The 19,446-nt window shown below is 39.1% G+C and carries 33 protein-coding genes; 1 reads left to right on the top strand and 32 read right to left on the bottom strand.

Annotated elements, in window-relative coordinates:
- Positions 1 to 65: 65 nt before the first annotated feature.
- Complete coding sequence (locus HMPREF2794_RS04550) at positions 66 to 713, bottom strand: DUF6563 family protein (protein ID WP_070751023.1); 648 nt, start codon at positions 711 to 713, stop codon at positions 66 to 68.
- A 1,055-nt stretch (positions 714 to 1,768) separates the two neighbouring features.
- Here HMPREF2794_RS04550 and HMPREF2794_RS04545 point away from each other — a divergent pair.
- Positions 1,769 to 3,583 (top strand): MutS family DNA mismatch repair protein, encoded by a 1,815-nt coding sequence (locus HMPREF2794_RS04545; protein WP_010535555.1) that lies wholly within the window; start codon positions 1,769 to 1,771, stop codon positions 3,581 to 3,583.
- Between the two features lie 190 nt (positions 3,584 to 3,773).
- Here HMPREF2794_RS04545 and HMPREF2794_RS04540 read toward each other — a convergent pair whose 3' ends face one another.
- The 31 genes from HMPREF2794_RS04540 to rplC all read right to left on the bottom strand — a co-directional run bounded on the left by HMPREF2794_RS04540 (position 3,774) and on the right by rplC (position 19,438).
- Complete coding sequence (locus HMPREF2794_RS04540) at positions 3,774 to 4,313, bottom strand: hypothetical protein (protein ID WP_010535556.1); 540 nt, start codon at positions 4,311 to 4,313, stop codon at positions 3,774 to 3,776.
- A 106-nt stretch (positions 4,314 to 4,419) separates the two neighbouring features.
- Positions 4,420 to 4,815 carry a hypothetical protein gene (locus tag HMPREF2794_RS04535; protein ID WP_008765431.1) on the bottom strand — a complete coding sequence of 132 codons (396 nt, stop codon included), beginning with the start codon at positions 4,813 to 4,815 and terminating at the stop codon, positions 4,420 to 4,422.
- Between the two features lie 147 nt (positions 4,816 to 4,962).
- Positions 4,963 to 5,445 carry a 50S ribosomal protein L17 gene (gene rplQ, locus HMPREF2794_RS04530; protein WP_010535558.1) on the bottom strand — a complete coding sequence of 161 codons (483 nt, stop codon included), beginning with the start codon at positions 5,443 to 5,445 and terminating at the stop codon, positions 4,963 to 4,965.
- Between the two features lie 3 nt (positions 5,446 to 5,448).
- Positions 5,449 to 6,441, bottom strand: a complete 993-nt coding sequence (locus HMPREF2794_RS04525; protein ID WP_008762051.1) for a DNA-directed RNA polymerase subunit alpha — start codon at positions 6,439 to 6,441, stop codon at positions 5,449 to 5,451.
- Positions 6,442 to 6,452: 11 nt separating this feature from the next.
- The gene (gene rpsD / locus HMPREF2794_RS04520) at positions 6,453 to 7,058 is read right to left on the bottom strand and encodes a 30S ribosomal protein S4 (protein WP_008762050.1); all 606 of its coding nucleotides are present in this window, start codon (positions 7,056 to 7,058) and stop codon (positions 6,453 to 6,455) included.
- 116 nt (positions 7,059 to 7,174) lie between these two features.
- Positions 7,175 to 7,564: a 30S ribosomal protein S11 gene (gene rpsK, locus HMPREF2794_RS04515; protein ID WP_004296327.1), complete on the bottom strand. Its 390-nt coding sequence runs from the start codon at positions 7,562 to 7,564 to the stop codon at positions 7,175 to 7,177.
- An 11-nt stretch (positions 7,565 to 7,575) separates the two neighbouring features.
- Entirely contained in the window at positions 7,576 to 7,956 is a 381-nt protein-coding gene (gene rpsM, locus HMPREF2794_RS04510; RefSeq protein WP_004296328.1) for a 30S ribosomal protein S13, read from the bottom strand.
- A 33-nt stretch (positions 7,957 to 7,989) separates the two neighbouring features.
- Positions 7,990 to 8,106: a type B 50S ribosomal protein L36 gene (ykgO, locus tag HMPREF2794_RS27555; RefSeq protein ID WP_002558051.1), complete on the bottom strand. Its 117-nt coding sequence runs from the start codon at positions 8,104 to 8,106 to the stop codon at positions 7,990 to 7,992.
- Positions 8,107 to 8,115: 9 nt separating this feature from the next.
- Positions 8,116 to 8,334 carry a translation initiation factor IF-1 gene (gene infA / locus HMPREF2794_RS04505; protein ID WP_002558052.1) on the bottom strand — a complete coding sequence of 73 codons (219 nt, stop codon included), beginning with the start codon at positions 8,332 to 8,334 and terminating at the stop codon, positions 8,116 to 8,118.
- 1 nt (position 8,335) lies between these two features.
- The gene (gene map, locus HMPREF2794_RS04500) at positions 8,336 to 9,133 is read right to left on the bottom strand and encodes a type I methionyl aminopeptidase (RefSeq protein WP_010535559.1); all 798 of its coding nucleotides are present in this window, start codon (positions 9,131 to 9,133) and stop codon (positions 8,336 to 8,338) included.
- A gap of 15 nt (positions 9,134 to 9,148) precedes the next feature.
- Positions 9,149 to 10,492, bottom strand: a complete 1,344-nt coding sequence (gene secY, locus HMPREF2794_RS04495; RefSeq protein WP_008762047.1) for a preprotein translocase subunit SecY — start codon at positions 10,490 to 10,492, stop codon at positions 9,149 to 9,151.
- Positions 10,493 to 10,496: 4 nt separating this feature from the next.
- Positions 10,497 to 10,943 (bottom strand): 50S ribosomal protein L15, encoded by a 447-nt coding sequence (rplO, locus tag HMPREF2794_RS04490; RefSeq protein WP_008762046.1) that lies wholly within the window; start codon positions 10,941 to 10,943, stop codon positions 10,497 to 10,499.
- Positions 10,944 to 10,974: 31 nt separating this feature from the next.
- Positions 10,975 to 11,151 (bottom strand): 50S ribosomal protein L30, encoded by a 177-nt coding sequence (gene rpmD, locus HMPREF2794_RS04485; protein ID WP_005782220.1) that lies wholly within the window; start codon positions 11,149 to 11,151, stop codon positions 10,975 to 10,977.
- A gap of 9 nt (positions 11,152 to 11,160) precedes the next feature.
- A complete protein-coding gene (rpsE, locus tag HMPREF2794_RS04480; protein ID WP_008762045.1) occupies positions 11,161 to 11,679 on the bottom strand; it encodes a 30S ribosomal protein S5 in 519 nt (172 codons plus the stop codon).
- Positions 11,680 to 11,684: 5 nt separating this feature from the next.
- Positions 11,685 to 12,029, bottom strand: a complete 345-nt coding sequence (gene rplR / locus HMPREF2794_RS04475; RefSeq protein WP_008765430.1) for a 50S ribosomal protein L18 — start codon at positions 12,027 to 12,029, stop codon at positions 11,685 to 11,687.
- A 21-nt stretch (positions 12,030 to 12,050) separates the two neighbouring features.
- Positions 12,051 to 12,620 carry a 50S ribosomal protein L6 gene (rplF, locus tag HMPREF2794_RS04470; protein ID WP_008765429.1) on the bottom strand — a complete coding sequence of 190 codons (570 nt, stop codon included), beginning with the start codon at positions 12,618 to 12,620 and terminating at the stop codon, positions 12,051 to 12,053.
- 17 nt (positions 12,621 to 12,637) lie between these two features.
- Positions 12,638 to 13,033 (bottom strand): 30S ribosomal protein S8, encoded by a 396-nt coding sequence (rpsH, locus tag HMPREF2794_RS04465; protein WP_008762043.1) that lies wholly within the window; start codon positions 13,031 to 13,033, stop codon positions 12,638 to 12,640.
- Between the two features lie 52 nt (positions 13,034 to 13,085).
- Positions 13,086 to 13,385 carry a 30S ribosomal protein S14 gene (rpsN, locus tag HMPREF2794_RS04460; RefSeq protein WP_008762042.1) on the bottom strand — a complete coding sequence of 100 codons (300 nt, stop codon included), beginning with the start codon at positions 13,383 to 13,385 and terminating at the stop codon, positions 13,086 to 13,088.
- A 6-nt stretch (positions 13,386 to 13,391) separates the two neighbouring features.
- Entirely contained in the window at positions 13,392 to 13,949 is a 558-nt protein-coding gene (rplE, locus tag HMPREF2794_RS04455) for a 50S ribosomal protein L5 (protein ID WP_005675434.1), read from the bottom strand.
- A 2-nt stretch (positions 13,950 to 13,951) separates the two neighbouring features.
- Positions 13,952 to 14,269: a 50S ribosomal protein L24 gene (rplX, locus tag HMPREF2794_RS04450; protein ID WP_008762041.1), complete on the bottom strand. Its 318-nt coding sequence runs from the start codon at positions 14,267 to 14,269 to the stop codon at positions 13,952 to 13,954.
- A gap of 20 nt (positions 14,270 to 14,289) precedes the next feature.
- Positions 14,290 to 14,655: a 50S ribosomal protein L14 gene (gene rplN / locus HMPREF2794_RS04445; protein WP_004296340.1), complete on the bottom strand. Its 366-nt coding sequence runs from the start codon at positions 14,653 to 14,655 to the stop codon at positions 14,290 to 14,292.
- Between the two features lie 2 nt (positions 14,656 to 14,657).
- Positions 14,658 to 14,927, bottom strand: coding sequence for a 30S ribosomal protein S17 (rpsQ, locus tag HMPREF2794_RS04440; protein ID WP_008762040.1), 270 nt, complete (start codon positions 14,925 to 14,927; stop codon positions 14,658 to 14,660).
- Positions 14,924 to 15,121 (bottom strand): 50S ribosomal protein L29, encoded by a 198-nt coding sequence (rpmC, locus tag HMPREF2794_RS04435; protein ID WP_008762039.1) that lies wholly within the window; start codon positions 15,119 to 15,121, stop codon positions 14,924 to 14,926. Before rpmC ends, rpsQ begins: the two co-directional genes overlap by 4 nt.
- A 5-nt stretch (positions 15,122 to 15,126) precedes the next feature.
- Positions 15,127 to 15,561: a 50S ribosomal protein L16 gene (gene rplP, locus HMPREF2794_RS04430; protein WP_002558067.1), complete on the bottom strand. Its 435-nt coding sequence runs from the start codon at positions 15,559 to 15,561 to the stop codon at positions 15,127 to 15,129.
- Positions 15,562 to 15,584: 23 nt separating this feature from the next.
- On the bottom strand, positions 15,585 to 16,316 hold the full coding sequence (rpsC, locus tag HMPREF2794_RS04425; protein ID WP_008762038.1) for a 30S ribosomal protein S3: 732 nt from the start codon (positions 16,314 to 16,316) through the stop codon (positions 15,585 to 15,587).
- A gap of 5 nt (positions 16,317 to 16,321) precedes the next feature.
- Positions 16,322 to 16,732 carry a 50S ribosomal protein L22 gene (rplV, locus tag HMPREF2794_RS04420; protein ID WP_004296344.1) on the bottom strand — a complete coding sequence of 137 codons (411 nt, stop codon included), beginning with the start codon at positions 16,730 to 16,732 and terminating at the stop codon, positions 16,322 to 16,324.
- 35 nt (positions 16,733 to 16,767) lie between these two features.
- Positions 16,768 to 17,037, bottom strand: coding sequence for a 30S ribosomal protein S19 (gene rpsS / locus HMPREF2794_RS04415; protein WP_008762037.1), 270 nt, complete (start codon positions 17,035 to 17,037; stop codon positions 16,768 to 16,770).
- A 20-nt stretch (positions 17,038 to 17,057) separates the two neighbouring features.
- Entirely contained in the window at positions 17,058 to 17,882 is an 825-nt protein-coding gene (gene rplB / locus HMPREF2794_RS04410; RefSeq protein WP_008765427.1) for a 50S ribosomal protein L2, read from the bottom strand.
- 5 nt (positions 17,883 to 17,887) lie between these two features.
- Positions 17,888 to 18,178 (bottom strand): 50S ribosomal protein L23, encoded by a 291-nt coding sequence (gene rplW, locus HMPREF2794_RS04405; RefSeq protein WP_007747932.1) that lies wholly within the window; start codon positions 18,176 to 18,178, stop codon positions 17,888 to 17,890.
- Between the two features lie 16 nt (positions 18,179 to 18,194).
- Positions 18,195 to 18,821 carry a 50S ribosomal protein L4 gene (gene rplD, locus HMPREF2794_RS04400; RefSeq protein WP_008762035.1) on the bottom strand — a complete coding sequence of 209 codons (627 nt, stop codon included), beginning with the start codon at positions 18,819 to 18,821 and terminating at the stop codon, positions 18,195 to 18,197.
- Positions 18,821 to 19,438 (bottom strand): 50S ribosomal protein L3, encoded by a 618-nt coding sequence (rplC, locus tag HMPREF2794_RS04395; protein ID WP_008762034.1) that lies wholly within the window; start codon positions 19,436 to 19,438, stop codon positions 18,821 to 18,823. The genes rplD and rplC overlap by 1 nt, the downstream gene beginning before the upstream one ends.
- Positions 19,439 to 19,446: the final 8 nt, after the last annotated feature.

The following is a 19,446-nucleotide window of genomic DNA, read 5'->3' as shown; positions in this document are numbered from 1 at the left end:
CAATATAGAAAAAAAGAAGAGAAAAGACAAAGGTTTTGGCAGATTTATTATCAGAAAGGTATTATTTATTCTTTCTGCTGCTCACCACACAGCATTTGCAGATACTTGAAGGTATGCTTCGCTTCCTGACTATCTTTTGTAAGGTAGGCTTTCTTCCAGTCCGGATGTTTTTCCAGCAGTTGCGCCATCTTTTCTTTTCCTACAAAATCAATCTTTCCGGTCTCACCGTTCAGCTCATAGCAGACCCGTTTAGTAACCAGACTTGAAGCGGCAAGAGCATCTCCCACATTTCCACCCAGTTTCACATCATCTTCTTCTGCAAATGTCCCACCGATTACCGACCCTAATGGCATCGCACAGAAATAGATATTTTTGCCCAACTGAACAGCCGGAGCATACCACGCCCCGAAACGCATCTTTTTATAACGCAACTTACGACAGTTGATAAATAAGTCTCCTTCAGAAGTACGCACCGCAAAACAACGCTTCTTCAACTGGCGGCACATAGATTCATCATTGCCTGCCGTTATCCGGTAGTCAGCCCCGCCTGTCAATAGAATCTGGCTTCTGGAACGCTTCTCTACTCGCAACACCGCAAGGGTATCGCCATCTTGAGCCATCAACTCTTTCAAGTTCGAATAAATGATATTCTGCGCAACTACCGGAAGGCTAATCACGCTTATCAGCAACCACAAAACATATCCTTTCTTCATAAGCCATCCTCCTTTCTTCATTCAACGCCTTTTCGAGTGGAAAGTTATAAATTTTAGCGCATAAATGCAAGAATGGAAAAAGAAATGTTGAAAAAAGAAGCCAAGAAGCCCCTTTCGCCTTCTTGGCACAGCACCTCTTACACACAATTATCCCGGAAGCAAGTCAATCGTCCCCGAAGTTTGTTTACTCATGAAATACGGTTTATGGTTCTTTTTATAATCTTATCTTGTCTTTTTTCATCCGGAATATCAGGCGTTAATACCTGAGTCGTCAGGGTTGACTAAAAAGTCGGTAGTATCTCCAATTCCCCTCCCTTCGGGAAGGAGAAGATTTAAGATACTACCGACTTTTTAGTCAGCCCCATATCAACTATGAAAGAATAAGCTCCCGGGAACAACAGCAAATGAACGATTCATTATGCTATTATGCAGGCATGATTAATATATTCCGTCAGTAACAACAAATCGTTTCACGTACATGCTCCCATCAGTCCACGTACGTAAACCATTGAGCTCACATACGTGAACCGAACAGATCACGGACGTGAAACGAAAATATGAAACGAACAAAATATATTAGTCAAACCTTGTTTACAGGTTAAGGTTGCCGAGTCTTGTCTTAATATAGGCGGCATACAGGAAGTAATATATGGCATAAACAACGTACATTCATGCCTAAAAGGGAATTCTTAACACAAATAGGCAAAGGCTTTAAAAGAGTACACTTTCTACTGATAATCAACAAATTAACCGTATTATCTATTAAAAACAGGTGATAATAGAAAGCAGAAAAACATCTATTATCACCTTATTATCACCGGTTATTATCACCATTACTTGACTAATTATAAGACACTTATCACACAAAGGTGACAAGTGACAATAACAAAGTGTGTTTATTTCCTATGTAACTTTGCTCTAAACCATCACAACTTGCTTCATCACCGATTACTGAATGACCGTTAATAAAGAGTAAATCTGCTCTTTACAAAAACACGCTCCCATTCTGCTTTTTACGAATTATATTACCTTTGTCCGAAAAGCAATATAATCGTATGGAAAAACAAGAAAATATTATAGCAACCTATCAACAAATCATTCAGGAAACAGAACAACAACTACAAAAAGCGCAGAAACGCATTCGCTATATCAGCCTTCTGAGACTGATCTTATTCGTAGAAGCAGTAGCCTCCGCCATTATTTTTTGGTCTGATGGATGGTTAAAGCTCATCGTCTTTACCGTAATTCCCATCATCGCTTTCATTTGGCTGGTGCAAAGCCACAACCGATGGTTTTACTGGAAAGATTATCTCAAAAAGAAAATAGAAATCAATCAGCAGGAACTACGAGCACTGCAATATGACTTTTCCGACTTCGACAACGGAAAAGAATACATCGATCCGTCTCACCTCTATACTTTCGACTTGGACATATTTGGCGAGCACTCACTATTCCAGTATATCAATCGTACTTCGACCCCCATCGGCAAACAGCGTCTTGCCAACTGGTTCAATGCGCATCTGGAAGAAAAAGAAGCTATCGAACAACGTCAGGAAGCGATTCGGGAACTATCTTCAGAACTTGAGTTTCGGCAACAATTCCGCCTGCTCGGATTACTTTATAAAGGCAAGCCATCCGACACCTCTGAAATTAAAGAATGGGTAAACAGTCCGAGCGACTATCGGAAACACGCTTTCCTCCGTATCCTCCCGACAGCAGTAGGTATTATAAACCTCCTATGTATCGGCGCAACGATTCTGGGATTTCTCCCTGCAAGCATCAGCGGGATAGTATTTGCATGCTTTGTCGTATTCAGTTTTATCTTCTCAAAAGGAATAACCAAAATACAAGCGACGTATGGCGAAAAACTACAAATTCTGTCTACTTACGCCGACCAGATTCTCATCACCGAGAAAAAAGAGATGCACAGCCCTGCACTGCAACAACTGAAAGCCGAACTTACAAGCCAAAATCAAACAGCTTCCCAGTCCGTACATCGCCTTGCTAAACTCATGAATGCACTCGACCAACGAGGTAATCTGCTAATAAGCACCATCTTGAACGGCCTCCTATTTTGGGAACTCCGCCAAGTCATGCAAATCGAGAAATGGAAAGAAGTACACTCCGCAGATCTCCCCCGCTGGATCGAAGCTATCGGAGCAATTGATGCTTATTGTTCTCTTGCAACATTCTCATACAACCATCCGGATTACATCTATCCTCAAATAACTTCTCAGTCTTTCCATCTGCAAGCCGAAGCCTTAGGGCATCCGCTCATGGACCGCAATAAATGTGTCCGCAATGGAATCGATATGGAGAAACGCCCGTTCTTTATCATTATTACCGGCGCCAACATGGCAGGCAAAAGTACTTACCTGCGCACCGTAGGTGTCAACTATCTCTTGGCTTGCATTGGTGCTCCTGTATGGGCTGCGAAAATGGAAATATTTCCCGCTCGTCTTGTCACCAGCCTCCGGACAAGTGATTCACTCACCGACAACGAATCTTACTTCTTCGCCGAACTCAAACGACTGAAACTAATCATTGATAAACTCAAAGCCGGAGAAGAATTATTTATCATCCTTGATGAAATTCTGAAAGGAACTAACTCTATGGATAAACAGAAAGGTTCTTTTGCCTTAATCAAACAGTTCATGAGCATGGATGCCAATGGTATTATCGCTACTCATGACCTACTGCTAGGCACACTAATAGATGCTTTTCCACAAAATATCCGGAATTATTGTTTCGAAGCGGACATTACCAACAACGAACTGACATTTTCATACCAGATGAGAAGCGGAGTCGCACAGAACATGAATGCGTGCTTCTTAATGAAAAAAATGGGGATTGCCGTCATCGACGGTTAATCCCCACATGTCAAATTATTCCTTAAAGCCTGCTTGTATCTAAGCTATTAAGACATAGAAGTGCGATATTCAGTAATTATCAATCCATTATCCATTTATCCCTGCATCCCTGCACTTGACTATCTTAGAAATGATCTTCTGATGAATGACAATTCGCCATCAACATGAACACCATTTGGCATTAAGCACTTTAATTCAATTGACTTTTAGTCAGAAACGCAGCAACAGCTGCAGCTGCATCATTGGTAAAATAATGCACAGCAGTCACCGGCTGATATGTATAAGGTACAAACTGGAATAGCTGTACAGCTGCAAATTTATTATCAGCAGATAGTATCACGTCCATACGTATATTACCACTTGCCTCACTCTTAATCTTTGAATCCGCAGAAAATGAACCGGAATTAACAAGGTCAGTCAACTTGTCCATATGCTTCAGATCAAAGAAAACACTACGCTCTTTCGTTATGCTTCCTGTCGGAACATAGACCACTTCTTTTGACTTCCAGAAAAGCCGGAATATACCTAAAAGGAACAATCCTGTTCCAAAGACCATCAGAGCCATACTGACAGTAGACGATTTATCTTCCAGTTCGAAAGTAGAAGCAAAAGATAAAATACCAATCAGTAACATTACACAAGAAATTAAAAGACCGGAGATACTCGTACGTTTAGCGATATCGGGATGTGAAGATGCAAATATAGTAGCATCAATAGCTTGAGTTGCCATAATATTGAAGTTTAAATTATTAGTAAAAATATGAAGATAATAAAGACTGACCGGCACTATATAATTAACGCCAGCAATCCGTAAAATAATACCAATAAATAAACGTCTAAATAATAATATGCCTTAAAGTAAATACATAATATTCACTTGCAGGCTGGCAATAATAGGAAGTTGTAGTATTATAAATCCTTCCCCAATGCTGTGACAGTGAGTTATCACGGTCTGCACAACATTGCAGTACATTTCTCAGAGAAGAGAAGTATTCACCGATTTGCACACGTTGGATGCGTGTCACCGATATCTGATGGCTTTGCAAATTAGTTAATTCAGCCACAGGAAGATAAGGAGATTCTGGAGCATTAATCTGCCCCTGCGGTTTCATAGAATATGTAACAGCATGCTCTGGTTGTTCCACCTGTTTTTCAGTGAAAACATTGCCTGCGACCCCATGAAGGGCAACTGCCAGCAACAGAAACAATATTACCTTTACAAATTTTGCCATATTCTCCTGCAAATATAACAGATAATTCTTACGAAAAGTTCATTCGGTAAATCTTTTAATGTATCTTAGTATAACTAAAATATAAGGATACAAAAAAGGCTACCCGTATGAGTAGCCTTTTTTATATGTATAAGAATAACTGTAAAATTATTCAGCTGATTCAGCTTTTGGTTCTTCAGTTGCAGGAGCTTCAACAGCAGCAGGAGCAGCACTCTTCTTAGAACGACGAGTACGAGTAGCTTTCTTAGCAACTTTTTCTTTAGCCATGTTTTCATTGTAGTCAACCAACTCAATGAAACACATTTCTGCATTGTCACCTAAACGGTTACCAGTCTTGATGATACGAGTATAACCACCCGGACGGTCAGCAATCTTAACCGAGATTTCTTTGAACAATTCTGTTACTGCAATCTTATCTTGCAGGTTGCTAAATACAACACGACGAGAATTCGTAGTATCTTCTTTAGACTTTGTAATCAAAGGCTCAACAAACTTCTTCAAAGCTTTAGCCTTTGCCACAGTCGTAGTGATTCTTTTGTGCTTGATCAAGGAGCAAGCCATGTTAGATAACATAGCGCTTCTATGAGAAGCAGTACGACCTAAATGATTGAATTTTTTATTATGTCTCATTTTTTATTCTTTATCTAATTTATATTTAGAAATGTCGGTTCCAAACGATAGATTCAGACTTTCCAGCAAATCATCAAGCTCGGTAAGCGATTTCTTTCCGAAGTTTCTGAACTTCAACAGGTCAGTTTTGTTGAATTGTACCAAGTCACCGAGAGTTTCTACGTCAGCAGCCTTCAAACAATTGAGGGCGCGAACTGACAAGTCCATATCAACAAGCTTAGTCTTCAACAGCTGACGCATATGCAATACTTCTTCATCAAACTCTTCATTGCCATCAGTATCGTTACTTTCAAGCGTGATCTTCTCGTCAGAGAACAACATGAAGTGATAAATCAGAATTTTTGCAGCTTCTTTCAGCGCTTCCTTCGGGTGTATAGAACCGTCGGTACTAATCTCAAGCACTAGCTTTTCGTAGTCTGTCTTCTGTTCTACACGGAAGTTTTCTACAGCATACTTGACATTACGTATCGGTGTATAAATAGAGTCGATTGGAATTACATTAACATCCGTGCAATATTCGCGATTTTCATCAGCAGGAACATATCCACGACCCTTGTTAATAGTAATATCAATCTGCATAGTTGCCTTAGAATCTAAATGACAAATAACTAATTCCGGATTTAACACTTCAAATCCAGTCAAATACTTACCTATGTCACCTGCTTTAAATTCACTTGAATTCTCGACAGTGATACTCACTTTTTCGCTCTCGAATTCTTCAACTACTTGCTTGAATCTCACTTGTTTCAGATTCAAGATAATGTTGGTAACATCCTCTTTTACTCCAGGTACACTAGAAAATTCATGCTCCACACCATCTATTCTGATAGTAGTGATAGCAAAACCCTCTAATGAAGAGAGCAGGATACGGCGTAATGCATTACCTACGGTAATACCAAACCCCGGTTCCAACGGACGAAATTCGAATTTACCGAATCTGGAGTCCGCCTCCAACATTAATACTTTATCAGGTTTTTGAAATGCTAATATCGCCATGAAATTAATTATTATTTAGAATACAATTCAACGATCAAATGTTCTTTAATGTTCTCAGGAATGTCTGCTCTTTCAGGTATATGCAACATTTTACCAACCTTAGAAGTTTCATCCCACTCCAACCAAGCGTATTTGCTGTGATTGAAACCTGCAAGAGAGTTAGCAATTACTTCCAAAGATTTAGATCTTTCACGAACACCAATCAATTGTCCTGGTTTTACTGCGAACGAAGGAATGTTTACCACTTCACCATCTACAGTAATATGCTTGTGACTAACCAACTGACGAGCAGCAGCACGTGTAGGAGCAATACCCAAACGGAATACTACGTTGTCAAGGCGGCCTTCCAGCAATTGAAGAAGCACCTCACCGGTAATACCTTTAGCGGTAGCGGCTTTTTCAAACAAATTGCGGAATTGTTTTTCTAAAACTCCATAAGTGTATTTCGCTTTCTGCTTTTCACGAAGTTGCACACCATATTCAGAAGTTTTTCTTTTTCTTGAATTTCCGTGTTGTCCGGGAGGATAGTTCTTCTTTGACAAAACTTTATCAGCTCCAAAGATGCCTTCACCGAATTTACGGGCTATTCTTGATTTTGGTCCAGTATATCTAGCCATTTCTTTTAAATATTTAATTGTTTATTCATGAACTCAATTTGTTGCAGCCGCGATTGCAGAGAAGAAATTATTGCAATCCAAAAACAAAATCAAGATCATTTTAAGTTAAAGGTAAATTAAACTCTACGTCTTTTCGGAGGACGACAACCATTGTGTGGAAGTGGAGTTACGTCGATGATCTCTGTAACCTCAATACCAGCTCCGTGGATAGTTCTAATAGCAGACTCACGTCCGTTACCTGGACCCTTCACATATGCTTTTACCTTTCTCAGGCCAAGATCAAATGCAATTTTTGCACAATCCTGGGCAGCCATCTGAGCTGCATAAGGAGTATTCTTTTTTGAACCTCTAAATCCCATCTTTCCTGCAGATGACCAAGAGATTATCTGCCCTTCACTGTTTGCAAGAGAAACAATAATATTGTTGAAAGATGAATGAACGTGTAACTGTCCATTAGCGTCTACTTTCACATTTCTCTTCTTAGCTGCAACTGTTTTTTTTGCCATATCAACAATTATTATTTAGTAGCTTTTTTCTTATTAGCAACGGTTTTCTTTCTACCCTTACGAGTACGCGCATTGTTCTTAGTGCTCTGACCTCTAACCGGCAGACCAATACGATGACGTACACCACGGTAACAACCAATATCCATTAATCGCTTAATGTTCAATTGGATTTCAGAACGAAGATCACCTTCTACTTTATACTCTGCACCGATAATCTCACGAATCTTAGCAGCTTGATCATCTGTCCAGTCTTTAACCTTCAGATCTTTATCTACACCAGCTTTATCTAAAATTTTTGCTGAACTACTGCGACCTATTCCATATACATAGGTCAACGCAATTTCACCTCTTTTATTCTGAGGTAAATCTACACCAACTATTCTTATAGCCATATACTAAATTATTTTTTTTGCAAAAATAACAAATTATCCTTGACGTTGTTTATACTTAGGATTTTTCTTGTTAATAACATACAAACGGCCATTACGTCTAACGATCTTACATTCTGGCGTGCGTTTCTTTAATGATGCTCTTACTTTCATATCTTAATTTTATTTATATCTAAACACAATTCTTCCTTTCGATAAGTCGTAAGGAGACATTTCGACTCTCACTTTATCTCCCGGCAAAATCTTAATGTAATGCATACGCATCTTACCTGAAATATGTGCAGTAATCTCATGTCCGTTTTCTAATTCAACACGAAACATTGCATTAGACAATGCTTCAACTATAACTCCATCTTGTTCTATTGCAGATTGCTTTGCCATATTATATTGCTTTATCTCCTAAAACTTCTTCTATGAATTTGAATGAAGACAAAATATCAGCCTCACCAACTCCAACAGCTACCGTATGTTCAAAGTGCGCAGCACATTTACGATCTCTGGTCCTCACAGTCCATCCGTCACCTTCCATAATCACTTGTCTGTCTCCCAACGTTATCATCGGCTCAATTGCAATGCAAAGACCTCTTTTCATCAAAGGACCATATCCTCTTTTACCATAATTAGGTACCTGGGGATCTTCGTGCATTTCCTTACCGATGCCGTGACCGACAAACTCACGCACTACACCATAAGAATGAGACTCACAATATTGCTGAATAGCATATCCGATATCTCCGATTCTTTTTCCATGTACTGCATTCTGAATACCGATATATAACGCTTCTTTAGTTACCTTCAACAAGTTACGAATTTCTTCGTCTACCTCTCCTACACAAAAAGTATAAGCAGAATCTCCACAAAAACCATTCATATAAGTTCCGCAATCCACAGATACGATATCGCCGTCTTTCAAAACAATATCCCCCGGAATTCCATGTACTACCTGGTCATTTACAGAAGTACAGATGGATGCAGGAAACGGGTCTCCATATTGATTCGGGAATCCTTTAAAAGTTGGAGTTGCCCCATTATCTCTAATGAATTCTTCAGCAACTTTATCCAACTCACGTGTAGTTACACCAGGCTTCACCACTTTAGCAACCTCAGCTAGAGTTCTACCGACAAGCAGGTTACTCTGACGGAGCAATTCTATTTCATCTTCTGTCTTAAGAAATATCATTTCTATTCTAAAGAATTAATATGCCGCTACACCAGCGCGTCCCTTAATACGACCTGATTTCAACAGACCATCATAATGTCTCATCAACAAATGACTTTCAACCTGTTGCAGTGTATCAAGAACAACACCTACAAGAATTAACAAAGATGTACCGCCGAAGAATTGAGCAAATCCAGCTTGAACCCCAAATATACCAGCAAAAGCAGGCATAATAGCAACCAATGCCAAGAAGAAAGAACCCGGTAAAGTAATACGAGACATGATATCATCAATATACTCTGCTGTTTTCTTTCCCGGTTTGATACCAGGGATGAAACCATTATTTCTCTTCATATCCTCAGCCATCTGAGTCGGATTGATTGTAATTGCAGTATAGAAATATGTAAATAATATAATCATTACCGCAAAAACAAAATTATACCAGAAACTTGTATGATCTGTAAACGCATGCAAGAAACCACCTGCGTTATTTACATTATTGGAAAAACCGATAAATGTAATTGGAATAAACATGATTGCCTGAGCAAAGATAATAGGCATTACACCAGCAGCATTCACCTTCAAAGGAATATACTGTCTTGCACCACCATATTGTTTATTACCTACAATTCTTTTAGCATATTGTACAGGAATCTTTCTTGTACCTTGTACCAACAGGATTGCAGCACCAATTACTAACAATAAGAATACGACTTCAATTATAAACATAATCAGACCACCACTCTTATTTGCTACTCTGGATACAACTTCTTGTATCAAAGCATCAGGGAAACGAGCGATAATACCGATCAGGATGATAAATGAAATACCGTTACCAATACCTTTATCAGTTATTCTTTCACCAAGCCACAAAATAAACATACTACCTGCTGCCAAAATAATGGTAGAGGTAACCATAAACAGAGTCCAATCTAATGAAGCATTTAAGGAAGGGCCAGCCTGCATTTTAAGATTGAGCAAATAAGAAGGGGCCTGAACTAACAATATAGCAATCGTCAGATAACGAGTATATTGATTCATTTTTCTTCTGCCGCTCTCACCTTCGCGCTGCAACTTCTGGAAATACGGCACAGCGATTCCCAATAGCTGAATAACGATAGATGCAGAGATATAAGGCATGATTCCTAATGCAAAAATAGAGGCATTAGAAAATGCTCCTCCAGAGAACATATTTAACAAGGCTAAAAGGCCTTCACTTGTTTGTTCGTGCAATTTTGCCAGCATTGCCGGATTAATACCCGGTAATACGACATATGATCCGAAACGGTAAATTGCCACAAACAATATGGTGATGAGGATCCGCTGTCTCAGATCCTCAATCTTCCATATATTCTTTAATGTTTCAATAGCTTTTCTCATTGAATCAGAGTTTTACTACAGTTCCACCAGCAGCTTCAATAGCAGCAGCAGCACTCTTAGAGAATGCGTTAGCTTCTACTTCCAGCTTGTTAGTCAGAGCTCCGTTACCCAATACTTTAACCAATTGATTTGAAGAAATAAATCCTGCTTCAATAAAGTCGCTAATACCAACTTTTGTCAGATTCTTAGCGTCTGCAAGCGTCTGAATTGTATCCAAGTTGATAGCCTTATATTCTACACGATTGATATTCTTAAAACCAAATTTAGGTACTCGACGTTGAAGAGGCATCTGACCACCTTCAAAGCCAACTTTCTTAGAGTATCCAGATCTTGATTTAGCTCCTTTATGACCTCTTGTAGAAGTGCCCCCCAAGCCAGAACCGGCACCACGTCCTATTCTCTTTCTTGTCTTAGTAGATCCTTCTGCAGGTTTTAAATTACTTAAGTTCATATTGTAATTCGTTTTTTTATTCAACAAATAATTACTTAACAATGGCAACCAAGTGTTTTACTTTATCTACCATTCCAAGAATTGAAGGAGTGCTTTCGTGTTCAACCACACGGTTCAGTTTGCGAAGTCCCAGTGCATCAAGAGTTCTTTTCTGATCAGCTGGAGCACCAATTCTACTTTTAACTTGTTTAATCTTTATAATTGACATATCTCCTCCTTATCCTCTAAATACTTTTTCAACACTAATACCTCTGTTCTGAGCAATCATTCTTGCATCACGCATCTCACTCAAAGCTTCAATTGTAGCTTTAACAAGGTTGTGCGGATTTGAAGAACCTTTAGATTTTGCCAAAACGTCAGTAATACCAACACTTTCCAATACAGCACGCATAGCACCACCAGCTACTACACCGGTTCCGTGAGATGCAGGTTTGATGAATACTTCAGCACCACCAAACTTAGCTGATTGTTCATGAGGAACAGTACCTTTCAAAACAGGTACTTTCACCAGGTTCTTTTTAGCTGATTCTACGCCTTTAGCGATAGCAGCTGTTACTTCACCTGCTTTACCAAGTCCCCAACCGATAATACCTTCTTCGTTACCTACAACAACGATTGCAGAGAAACTAAAAGTTCTACCACCTTTGGTAACTTTAGTAACACGATTAATAGCAACCAATCTATCCTTCAGTTCTATATCGTTAGTAACCTTAACTCTATTATTAACTCCTGCCATAATGATTAAAATTTAAGTCCACCGTTACGAGCAGCATCAGCTACTTCTTTTACTCTCCCATGATACAAGTAACCATTACGGTCGAAAACAACAGTAGTTATACCTGCTTCCTGAGCCTTTTTAGCAATCATTTCACCAACTTTAGCAGCTTGTTCTTTCTTTGCGACTTTCTCAGCCATACCTAAAGAAGAAGCAGCAGCCAGTGTCTTACCAGAAAGATCATCGATAATCTGGACATAAATTTGCTTGTTACTTCTAAATACACTCATACGCGGACGTTCAGCAGTACCTGAGATCTTATTGCGTACTCTATATTTGATCTTAACTCGTCTTTCTATTTTTGTTGTCATAATAATCTAATTTTATATGATTTACTTAGCACCGGCTGATTTACCAGACTTTCTACGAATTACTTCGCCAACAAACTTAATACCTTTACCCTTATATGGTTCAGGCTTACGGAAAGAACGTATTTTAGAGCAAACTTGACCAAGCAATTGTTTGTCACACGATTCCAATATAATAAGAGGGTTCTTATTTCTTTCAGACTTAGTTTCAACTTTCACCTCAGCAGGCAATTGAATGAAAATATTGTGTGTATAACCTAAAGCCAGTTCAATGATGTTACCTTGGTTAGAAGCACGGTAACCTACACCGACAAGTTCCAGTTCCTTTTTATATCCTTCAGACACGCCCACAACCATGTTATGAACTAAAGAACGATACAAACCGTGGAAAGCATGTTTTTGCTTCGGGTTATCAATCATTTCTTTTTCGTTTTCTGTTAAAGTCACGTGTCCGTCTTCAATGGCAACATTGATAGCAGGATTCACATATTGGCTAAGTTCGCCTTTGGGTCCCTTAACGGTAACCACATCATCCTTCAGAGTGACTGTCACTCCAGCAGGGATACTAATGGGTAATTTTCCTATTCTTGACATTGCTTATTCCTCCTAAATTAATATACGTAACACAAGACTTCACCACCGATTTTCAGTTCAGCAGCTTCTTTGTTAGTCATTACACCTTTGGAAGTAGATATTATAGCAATACCCAGCCCATTAATAACACGCGGCATATCTTTGTAACCAGTATACTTACGCATACCCGGAGAAGATACTCTTTCTAATTTTTTGATTGCGTTAACTTTGTTAACAGAATCATACTTCAAGGCAACCTTAATAGTTCCTTGAGGACCATCTTCTACAAACTTATAGTTAAGAATGTAGCCTTTTTCAAAAAGAATCTTAGTGATTTCTTTTTTCAAGTTCGAAGCGGGAACTTCTACAACTCTGTGCTTAGCACCAATTGCGTTCCGCAACCTCGTCAAATAATCTGCTATTGGATCAGTCATATAAAAATAAATTAAATTAATCAGGACTTCCCTGACAATATTTAAACAATAATTACCAGCTTGCTTTCTTTACGCCCGGGATCAGACCGTTAGATGCCATCTCACGGAACTGGATTCTTGAAATTCCGAACTGACGGATATAACCTTTTGGACGACCAGTCAGTTTGCAACGGTTGTGCATACGAATCGGATTTGAATTCTTAGGCAACTCTTGCAATTTCTGTGCAGCTTCAAAAGCATCGGCAGGTTCACCTGTTCTCACGATTTGCTTCAAAGCAGCTCTTTTCTCGGCGTATCTGGCTACTAATTTAGCACGCTTTACTTCACGTGCCTTCATTGATTCCTTTGCCATATTCTATTAATCTTTTTTAGCGTTTTTAAAAGGTAAACCGAATTCCTTCAACAAGGCATAACCTTCTTCATCTGTCTCCGCAGAGGTTACAAAGGTAATATTCATTCCGAGAATTCTTGTAATACTATCGATATTTATTTCAGGGAAAATGATTTGTTCCTGAATACCAAGGGTATAGTTACCTTTACCATCAAACTTACTTTCGATACCTTTGAAGTCACGAATACGAGGAAGAGCTACACGAACTAGTTTTTCCAAGAATTCATACATTCTCTCACGGCGCAAAGTTACCATAACGCCAATCGGCATTTTTTTACGTAACTTAAAGTTTGCGATATCTTTACGAGAAATGGTAGCTACGGCCTTCTGACCTGTGATAGCTGTCATTTCATTGATTGCTACTTCAATAATCTTCTTATCAGCAACAGCCATACCTAAACCTTGATTGATAACAATCTTCTTAAGTACGGGTACCTGCATCGTTGAAGAATACTGGAATTGTGATTTCAATGCAGGTGCAATACGATCTGCATATTCTTTCTTTAGGCTAGCAGTATTACTCATTACTAAATCTCCTCTCCTGATTTTTTAGAATAACGCACTAAAGTTCCTTCAGAACTCTTTCTTCTCCCAATACGCGTTGCTTTACCAGTTTTTGGATCAACCGGGTTCAAGTTTGAAATGTGGATAGAAGCTTCTTGCTTCACAATACCACCCTGCGGATTCTTTGCATTCGGCTTAGTGCTCTTAGATACCATATTGATACCCTCAACAATTGCACGACCTTCTTTAACAAGAACCTTCAATACACGACCAGTTTTGCCCTTATCTTCGCCAGCATTTACGTAAACTGTATCGCCTTTTTTAATATGTAATTTACTCATTACTCAAATCTTTTACAAAATTAAAGTACCTCAGGCGCAAGTGACACAACCTTCATGTTTGTAGCACGAAGTTCTCTTGCTACAGGACCGAAAATACGACTTCCTCTAATTTCACCTGCATTATTAAGCAACACGCAAGCATTATCATCAAAACGTATATAAGAACCATCAGGACGACGGATTTCTTTCTTCGTACGTACAATCAAAGCCTTTGATACTGCACCTTTTTTAACATCACTCGAAGGGATAACACTCTTTACGGAAACTACAATAACATCTCCTACTGAAGCATAACGACGACCTGTGCCACCCAATACACGGATACACAAAGCTTCTTTAGCTCCACTGTTATCACATACTGTAAGTCTGGATTCTACTTGTATCATAATTACTTAGCTCTTTCAATTATTTCTACTAATCTCCATCTTTTAGTCTTGCTCAAAGGACGAGTTTCCATGATGCGTACAGTATCACCGATATTGCATTCATTCTTTTCATCATGAGCATGGTACTTCTTCGTTTTACTAACGAACTTACCATATATAGGGTGTTTTTCTTTAAACTTGGCAGCAACTGTGATAGTTTTTTCCATCTTGTTGCTCAATACAACCCCTGTTCTTTCTTTTCTTAAATTTCTTGCTTCCATCAAGCTGATCATTTATTGTTAAGTTCTCTTTGGCGTAATTCTGTTTTCATACGCGCAATAGTCCTGCGTAATTGTTTGATTTGAGCAGGATTTTCCAAAGGAGAAATAGAATGATTGATAACCATCTGGTTATAATTAGCTGTTTCTGCCTCTACTCTTTCTACTAAATCATTAGTAGTCATTTCTTTAATTTCTGCAATTTTCATAAACCTTACGCATTTTGATTTTGAATATCATAATCACGTCTTACGACAAACTTCGTTGTAATAGGAAGCTTTTGAGCAGCTAAGCGCAATGCTTCTTTCGCGATTTCGTAAGATACTCCTTCAGCTTCAATAATGATTCTACCTGGAGTTACAGGAGCCACAAATCCCTCGGGAGCACCTTTACCTTTACCCATACGCACATCGGCAGGTTTTCTAGTAATTGGTTTATCCGGGAATATACGGATCCAGATCTGTCCTTGACGTTGCATATATCTTGTTACTGCAATACGAGCAGCTTCGATCTGACGGCCTGTAATCCATTTAGTTTCCAAAGCCTTAATGCCAAAAGAACCGAAAGCCAGCTGGTTGCCTCTCTGAGCATTACCTTTTGCACGGCCTTTTTGTTGTCTTCTGAATTTTGTCTTTTTCGGTTGTAACATAGTTTCCTAAAATTCAAATTCGTTTAGCGATTATTTTTCTTTCTTTTGAAGTTCTTTCCGCCGTTGTTTCCACCATTGTTTCCACGACCACTTTCTTTGCTTTGTGTAAAGTTCGGAGCTAATTCTTTCTTACCAAACACTTCACCTCTACAAATCCAAACTTTGATACCTAAAAGACCCACTTTAGTCAATGCTTCAGCATGACAGTAGTCGATATCAGCTCTGAAAGTGTGTAACGGAGTTCTTCCTTCTTTATACATTTCAGAACGAGCCATTTCAGCTCCATTCAAACGTCCTGAAATCTGAATTTTGATACCTTCAGCACCCATACGCATTGTATTTGCGATAGCCATTTTAATGGCACGGCGGTAGGCAATTTTACCTTCTACCTGGCGAGCAATGTTGTTAGCAACAATTACAGCATCCAGTTCCGGTCTTTTCACTTCAAAGATATTAATCTGAATATCTTTGTCGGTAACCTTCTTCAACTCTTCTTTTAACTTATCAACTTCTTGGCCACCTTTACCGATGATAATACCCGGGCGAGCAGTGCAAACGGTAATAGTAACGAGCTTCAGCGTACGTTCAATTACGATTCTTGATACACTTGCCTTTGCAAGTCTTGCATTAAGATATTTACGGATTTTGCTATCTTCCAGCAAAGAATCACCGTAATCATTTCCACCATACCAGTTAGAATCCCATCCTCTGATAATTCCTAAACGGTTGCTTATTGGATTAACTTTTTGTCCCATCTACCTTAATTTTGATCTTCGTTATTACTTTTAGCACCAACGAACAATGTTACGTGATTTGAACGTTTGCGAATTCTATAACCTCTACCCTGCGGTGCCGGTCTCATTCTTTTGAGTGTAGCGCCACCATCAACAAAAATCTGCGTTACGAACAACTCGCCGCTTTCTGCTTTACGTTCGTTTTTCTGTTCCCAGTTAGCAATTGCAGAGCGAAGCAATTTTTCCACTCTTGCAGCAGCTTCTTTTGAAGAAAATTTCAAAACACCAAGTGCTCTGTTCACTTCCATACCACGAATCATATCAGCGACTAAGCGCATCTTACGTGGAGAAGTAGGAACATTTTGCAATTTAGCAAAATACATGGTCTTAAGGGCTTCTTTTCTTTTTTCAGCCGATATTTTTTTTCTTGCTCCCATTATATTTATTACTTTATTATTTCAAATAATTCCTGTTATCTTTTCTTGTTACCAGCGTGTCCTCTGAATGTACGAGTTGGAGCGAATTCGCCCAACTTGTGTCCTACCATATTTTCGGTAACATATACAGGAATAAATTTATTTCCATTGTGAACTGCAACTGTATGGCCTACAAAATCAGGCGAAATCATTGAAGCTCTGGCCCATGTCTTTACTACGACTTTTTTGCCAGATTCATTCATGGCAAAAATTCTCTTTTCAAGCTTTACGTTAATATATGGACCTTTTTTTAATGAACGACTCATAGTTTACTCAATTAATCAGATTACTTTTTTCTTCTCTCAATAATGTACTTAGACGATTGTTTCTTAGGAGCTCTAGTCTTAAGTCCCTTAGCGTACAATCCCTTACGAGATCTTGGATGTCCTCCGGAAGAACGTCCTTCACCACCACCCATCGGGTGATCAACCGGGTTCATTACAACACCACGGTTACGAGGACGACGACCTTGCCAACGAGAACGTCCAGCCTTACCTGAGCGTTCCAATCCATGATCTGAGTTACCAACACTACCGATAGTAGCTTTACAAGTGCTAAGAATCTGTCTTACTTCACCTGAAGGCAATTTAATCACACAATACTTACCCTCACGAGAAGTTAACTGAGCAAAGTTTCCAGCTGATCTAACCAGAGCAGCACCCTGTCCCGGACGTAACTCAATATTGTGAATTACAGTACCAACCGGAATGTTCTGAAGAGGAAGAGTATTACCAATCTCTGGCGCTGCTGTTTCACCCGACATCAGAGTCGCACCAACTTGCAATCCATTGGGAGCAATAATATATCTTTTTTCTCCATCAGCGTAATATAACAAAGCGATACGAGCCGAACGATTCGGATCGTATTCAATTGTCTTAACCACTGCTGGTACACCGTCTTTGTTTCTCTTGAAATCAACAATTCTAATCACCTTTCTATGACCGCCACCAATGTAGCGCATAGTCATCTTACCTTCGTTGTTACGACCACCAGATGATTTCTTACCATATACAAGAGACTTTTCTGGTACTGATGCAGTAATTTCTTCGAAAGTACCAATAATTTTATGTCTTTGCCCCGGTGTTGTGGGCTTTAATTTACGTACTGCCATTTTTATTAAATATTACTATAAAAATCAATAGTATCTCCTTCTTTCAATGTTACAATTGCTTTTTTGAATGCATTCGTACGGCCATTGATGATACCTGCTTTAGTATAACGGCTTTTATTTTTGCCTGCATACTTCACTGTATTCACATCAACTACAGTAACATTATAAAGAGCTTCAACTTCCTTCTTAATTTCCAGTTTGTTAGCATCAGGACGTACAACAAAGCCGAAACGATTCAGCTTATCAGTGATTGCAGTCATTTTCTCTGTTACCAACGGTTTAATAATAATTCCCATTATTTAAGCCTCCTTTTTAAATTAAGATATTGTCAATAGCCTTCAGAGAGTTTTCTGTAAGCACAACAACCCCAGCATTCAATACTCTGTAAGTATTTAATCCTGAGACAGTCTGCACGTTTGCACCCTCTATGTTACGAGCTGACAAATATACGTTTTTATTTGCTTCCGGTAAAATTACGAGTAGCTTTTTATCGGAAACTTTAAGATTTTTTGTCATAGCAACGAAATCTTTTGTCTTAGGAGCTTCAAAAACGAAGTCTTCAACAACAATAAGCGCGTTGTTCTGAACTTTATAAGACAATGCTGACTTACGAGCCAATGTCTTAACTTTTTTATTCAACTTGAAGAAGTAGTCTCTTGGTTTCGGACCAAAAACACGAGCACCACCAACGAGCACCGGTGAATTCATATCACCACGACGTGCTCCACCACCACCTTTCTGGCGACCGATCTTACGAGTAGAGCCACTGATTTCACTTCTTTCTTTTGACTTATGAGTACCCTGACGCTGGTTGGCCATAAATTGCTTTACATCCAAATAGATAGCGTGGTCGTTGGGCTCAATTCCGAAGATAGATTCGTTTAACGTAACCTTTCTCCCAGTGTCTTCACCTTTAATGTTATATACGTTAACTTCCATTATTTCTCAATTATTACGATTGAACCTTTGCAACCCGGGATAGAACCTTTGATCAAAAGAAGGTTATGATCCGCGATTACTTTTAATACCTGCAAGTTTTGAACAGTAACTCTGTCACCACCGAGCTGTCCGCCCATGCGCATTCCTTTGAATACTTTAGCTGGATAAGAACAAGCACCGATAGAACCCGGCTTACGAGCACGATTATGCTGACCGTGAGTAGCTTGACCTACACCACCGAAACCATGTCTCTTAACTACACCCTGGAAGCCTTTACCTTTAGAAGTTCCGACAACATCTACGAAAGTAGCGTCATTAAACATCTCTACAGTAATAGTATCACCCAGATTCAACTCTGTTTCAAATTCTTTGAACTCGGCCAAGTGTCTCTTCGGTGTTACTCCAGCTCTCTTAAAGTGACCCATCAACGGTTTAGTTGTATGTTTTTCCTTTTTGTCCTGAAAACCCAACTGAACAGCTGCATAGCCATCTTTTTCGACAGTTTTAACCTGAGTAACAACACAAGGACCTGCTTCGATAACAGTGCATGGTACATTCTTACCATCAGCACTGAAAACGGATGTCATTCCGATTTTTTTTCCTAATAATCCTGGCATTTCACTAA

The sequence above is a fragment of the Bacteroides sp. HMSC067B03 genome (assembly GCF_001811315.1).
GTDB lineage: Bacteria > Bacteroidota > Bacteroidia > Bacteroidales > Bacteroidaceae > Bacteroides > Bacteroides faecis.
This window is presented reverse-complemented; position numbering and strand designations above follow the sequence as displayed.

Bases quoted from the DNA above. Each gene is read 5' to 3' on its own strand.
- HMPREF2794_RS04550 (WP_070751023.1), bottom strand. From the start codon at position 713: ATGAAGAAAGGATATGTTTTGTGGTTGCTGATAAGCGTGATTAGCCTT.
- HMPREF2794_RS04545 (WP_010535555.1), top strand. From the start codon at position 1,769: ATGGAAAAACAAGAAAATATTATAGCAACCTATCAACAAATCATTCAG.
- HMPREF2794_RS04540 (WP_010535556.1), bottom strand. From the start codon at position 4,313: ATGGCAACTCAAGCTATTGATGCTACTATATTTGCATCTTCACATCCC.
- HMPREF2794_RS04535 (WP_008765431.1), bottom strand. From the start codon at position 4,815: ATGGCAAAATTTGTAAAGGTAATATTGTTTCTGTTGCTGGCAGTTGCC.
- rplQ (WP_010535558.1), bottom strand. From the start codon at position 5,445: ATGAGACATAATAAAAAATTCAATCATTTAGGTCGTACTGCTTCTCAT.
- HMPREF2794_RS04525 (WP_008762051.1), bottom strand. From the start codon at position 6,441: ATGGCGATATTAGCATTTCAAAAACCTGATAAAGTATTAATGTTGGAG.
- rpsD (WP_008762050.1), bottom strand. From the start codon at position 7,058: ATGGCTAGATATACTGGACCAAAATCAAGAATAGCCCGTAAATTCGGT.
- rpsK (WP_004296327.1), bottom strand. From the start codon at position 7,564: ATGGCAAAAAAAACAGTTGCAGCTAAGAAGAGAAATGTGAAAGTAGAC.
- rpsM (WP_004296328.1), bottom strand. From the start codon at position 7,956: ATGGCTATAAGAATAGTTGGTGTAGATTTACCTCAGAATAAAAGAGGT.
- ykgO (WP_002558051.1), bottom strand. From the start codon at position 8,106: ATGAAAGTAAGAGCATCATTAAAGAAACGCACGCCAGAATGTAAGATC.
- infA (WP_002558052.1), bottom strand. From the start codon at position 8,334: ATGGCAAAGCAATCTGCAATAGAACAAGATGGAGTTATAGTTGAAGCA.
- map (WP_010535559.1), bottom strand. From the start codon at position 9,133: ATGATATTTCTTAAGACAGAAGATGAAATAGAATTGCTCCGTCAGAGT.
- secY (WP_008762047.1), bottom strand. From the start codon at position 10,492: ATGAGAAAAGCTATTGAAACATTAAAGAATATATGGAAGATTGAGGAT.
- rplO (WP_008762046.1), bottom strand. From the start codon at position 10,943: ATGAACTTAAGTAATTTAAAACCTGCAGAAGGATCTACTAAGACAAGA.
- rpmD (WP_005782220.1), bottom strand. From the start codon at position 11,151: ATGTCAATTATAAAGATTAAACAAGTTAAAAGTAGAATTGGTGCTCCA.
- rpsE (WP_008762045.1), bottom strand. From the start codon at position 11,679: ATGGCAGGAGTTAATAATAGAGTTAAGGTTACTAACGATATAGAACTG.
- rplR (WP_008765430.1), bottom strand. From the start codon at position 12,029: ATGACAACAAAAATAGAAAGACGAGTTAAGATCAAATATAGAGTACGC.
- rplF (WP_008765429.1), bottom strand. From the start codon at position 12,620: ATGTCAAGAATAGGAAAATTACCCATTAGTATCCCTGCTGGAGTGACA.
- rpsH (WP_008762043.1), bottom strand. From the start codon at position 13,033: ATGACTGATCCAATAGCAGATTATTTGACGAGGTTGCGGAACGCAATT.
- rpsN (WP_008762042.1), bottom strand. From the start codon at position 13,385: ATGGCAAAGGAATCAATGAAGGCACGTGAAGTAAAGCGTGCTAAATTA.
- rplE (WP_005675434.1), bottom strand. From the start codon at position 13,949: ATGAGTAATACTGCTAGCCTAAAGAAAGAATATGCAGATCGTATTGCA.
- rplX (WP_008762041.1), bottom strand. From the start codon at position 14,269: ATGAGTAAATTACATATTAAAAAAGGCGATACAGTTTACGTAAATGCT.
- rplN (WP_004296340.1), bottom strand. From the start codon at position 14,655: ATGATACAAGTAGAATCCAGACTTACAGTATGTGATAACAGTGGAGCT.
- rpsQ (WP_008762040.1), bottom strand. From the start codon at position 14,927: ATGATCAGCTTGATGGAAGCAAGAAATTTAAGAAAAGAAAGAACAGGG.
- rpmC (WP_008762039.1), bottom strand. From the start codon at position 15,121: ATGAAAATTGCAGAAATTAAAGAAATGACTACTAATGATTTAGTAGAA.
- rplP (WP_002558067.1), bottom strand. From the start codon at position 15,561: ATGTTACAACCGAAAAAGACAAAATTCAGAAGACAACAAAAAGGCCGT.
- rpsC (WP_008762038.1), bottom strand. From the start codon at position 16,316: ATGGGACAAAAAGTTAATCCAATAAGCAACCGTTTAGGAATTATCAGA.
- rplV (WP_004296344.1), bottom strand. From the start codon at position 16,732: ATGGGAGCAAGAAAAAAAATATCGGCTGAAAAAAGAAAAGAAGCCCTT.
- rpsS (WP_008762037.1), bottom strand. From the start codon at position 17,037: ATGAGTCGTTCATTAAAAAAAGGTCCATATATTAACGTAAAGCTTGAA.
- rplB (WP_008765427.1), bottom strand. From the start codon at position 17,882: ATGGCAGTACGTAAATTAAAGCCCACAACACCGGGGCAAAGACATAAA.
- rplW (WP_007747932.1), bottom strand. From the start codon at position 18,178: ATGGGAATTATTATTAAACCGTTGGTAACAGAGAAAATGACTGCAATC.
- rplD (WP_008762035.1), bottom strand. From the start codon at position 18,821: ATGGAAGTTAACGTATATAACATTAAAGGTGAAGACACTGGGAGAAAG.
- rplC (WP_008762034.1), bottom strand. From the start codon at position 19,438: ATGCCAGGATTATTAGGAAAAAAAATCGGAATGACATCCGTTTTCAGT.